Raw genomic sequence first — 2,078 nt, 5'->3', positions numbered from 1 at the left:
GCATGGGATAGAACGCGTCCAAAAAGCGGTATTTCACTTGTTGGCGCTCTTCCGCGCTGCTGCCGCTGGGCAGATACAGCGAAATTACCGACAACTTGCCGAAATCGCAACGGACAAAACGGCCTTCTCTGTCAAATTCTTCAATGCCCATGCCGATTTGCACATTGTCGGGTTTGCGTTTGCTGTACACCGCCACGCCGCTGTAACCGCGCTTTTCGGCGCAATGCCAGTAGCCGTGCATACCGTGCGGATTTTTCATATCGTCTGACAGGTCGGCTTCTTGAGCTTTCAGTTCCTGCACGCAGACGATGTCGGCACCGGAAGCGGCGATGTATTCATAAAAACCTTTTTTATAGGCGGAGCGGATGCCGTTGACGTTGGCAGAGATAATTTTCAACATAAGATTTGAGTGATTTTTAAAAACGGATAATAGGATTGAAGTTTTTCAGACGGCCTGCAAGTCATAAACAAATACTTTGGAATTGCGGCCGTTGGCATTGTATTCCTGCCGGCGTTCGGCAGGCAGGTCATCGGCTGAGGCCGTCTGAAAACCCCGTTCGACAAACCATTCGCCCGTATGCGTGGATAAGGCGAAAAGCTTTTTGATATTTAAGGCGCGTGCCTTTTGGAACAGATGTTCCAACAGCAGTTCGCCGTAGCCGCCATCGCGCGCTTCGGGCGACACCACCAGACAGGCCAATTCGCCGCAGTCCGGCTCGGAAAAGGTTTTCAACGCCACGCAGCCGTAAATGTTTTGATCGTGTTCCAATACGGAAAAGCTGGAAATATGGTTTTCCAAATACTCGCGGCTGCGGTGTAACAAAATGCCTTGTTCCGCCAGAGGGCGGATTAAGGCGATGATGTGCGGAATATCGTCGCTGCGTGCCTGACGGATGGAAACAAACGGCTCACGGGCAATAGATGTACCACTGCCCTCGCGGGTAAACAGCTCGCGCAGCAGGCTGCCGTCTTCACGGCCGTTGAGAATCTGCACCCGCGATACGCCGTTTTCCAACGCACCTACCGCCGCATGCAGCAAATCGGCAGGTGCATCCGGATTGTCACGTATCAGCTCCTGCACTTCGCCGACAGACAAAGTATTGGCCAAAGAGCCGTCAGCTCGGCAAATACCGGCTTCTTCGGTCAGGAAAACCAGCTTCTCCGCCTGCAAAGCCATGGCCGCTTCCTGCGCGGTTTCGCACATACTCAGGTTGAAGGTTTTGCCGCTGTACGAATGCCCTAAAGGGCTGATCAGCACCACGGCGCCGCCATCCAAACGCAAACGGATTTCTTCCGCGTCGATTTTGCGGACGGTCCCGGTATAGCCCATGTCTACGCCGTCGATAACGCCCAACGGACGGGCGGTAATAAAGTTGCCGCACGCGATAACCGGCGGCTTGCTCCGTTGCTGCGCAGATACGCTGCTGAACAAGGCGGCTTCCACATCGCTGCGGATAATCCCCGCCACCTGCTTCACTTCCATCAGGGTCGCTTCATCGGTAATCCGTCGGCTGCCGCTGTATTTCGGAACAAAATCCCGACCCGAAGCCAATTTATCGAGCAAATGCCGCGAACCGTGTACCAAGACCAAACGCAAGCCCAAGCTGGCCAACAGATTCAAATCTGCAGCCAAACGAATCAAGGTTTCGCCTTCCAACAGGCTGTCGGTCACGCCGACCACCATGGTTTTGCCGCGCAAATATTGGATATAGGGCGCGGCCTCGCGAAAGCTGGCGACAAAATGGGCGATGGCACTCATAGCAGGGCAAGATAAAAGAGTTGCATAATCAAAACCGTCAGCGCAATCAGCGATGCCAACGTCCAGTTGAAACCGTCCTTGCGCGTTTTGACCGCTGCCTGCTCTTCCGCCTTGGGCTCTTCCTTAAGCGCGCTGTTGAGCAAATCGGAAATTTCTTTGCGCGAGAGTTTGGAATGCTTGAGGATTTGCGCACCGATGTTATGCACGAGGCGCACATCCGTTACCGCCACAGGCAGATGAGCCGGATCGGCCGGCAGGTTGCCCGACAGATAATCCTTGGCCTTAAACATCCCCGAACAACGCGTGCAGACCACGAAAC

3 protein-coding genes are annotated in these 2,078 nt (G+C 54.3%); all 3 read right to left on the bottom strand.

Going from position 1 to position 2,078, the window contains the following annotated elements:
* A partial coding sequence (locus tag ACTHUE_RS16725) for an exodeoxyribonuclease III (RefSeq protein ID WP_440424024.1) occupies positions 1–400 on the bottom strand: 400 nt, incomplete at its 3' end.
* A gap of 45 nt (positions 401–445) precedes the next feature.
* Positions 446–1,759: an amino-acid N-acetyltransferase gene (argA, locus tag ACTHUE_RS16720; protein WP_108700219.1), complete on the bottom strand. Its 1,314-nt coding sequence runs from the start codon at positions 1,757–1,759 to the stop codon at positions 446–448.
* Positions 1,756–2,078, bottom strand: a 323-nt coding sequence (locus tag ACTHUE_RS16715; protein ID WP_440424023.1) for a hypothetical protein, incomplete at its 5' end; no start/stop codon positions are given. The genes argA and ACTHUE_RS16715, both read right to left, overlap by 4 nt.

This window comes from Neisseria sp. P0021.S005 (assembly GCF_051956955.1).
The sequence above is the reverse complement of the archived record's forward strand: the minus strand, read 5'-3'. Positions and strand labels throughout refer to the sequence as shown.

Bases quoted from the DNA above. Each gene is read 5' to 3' on its own strand.
- argA (WP_108700219.1), bottom strand. From the start codon at position 1,759: ATGAGTGCCATCGCCCATTTTGTCGCCAGCTTTCGCGAGGCCGCGCCC.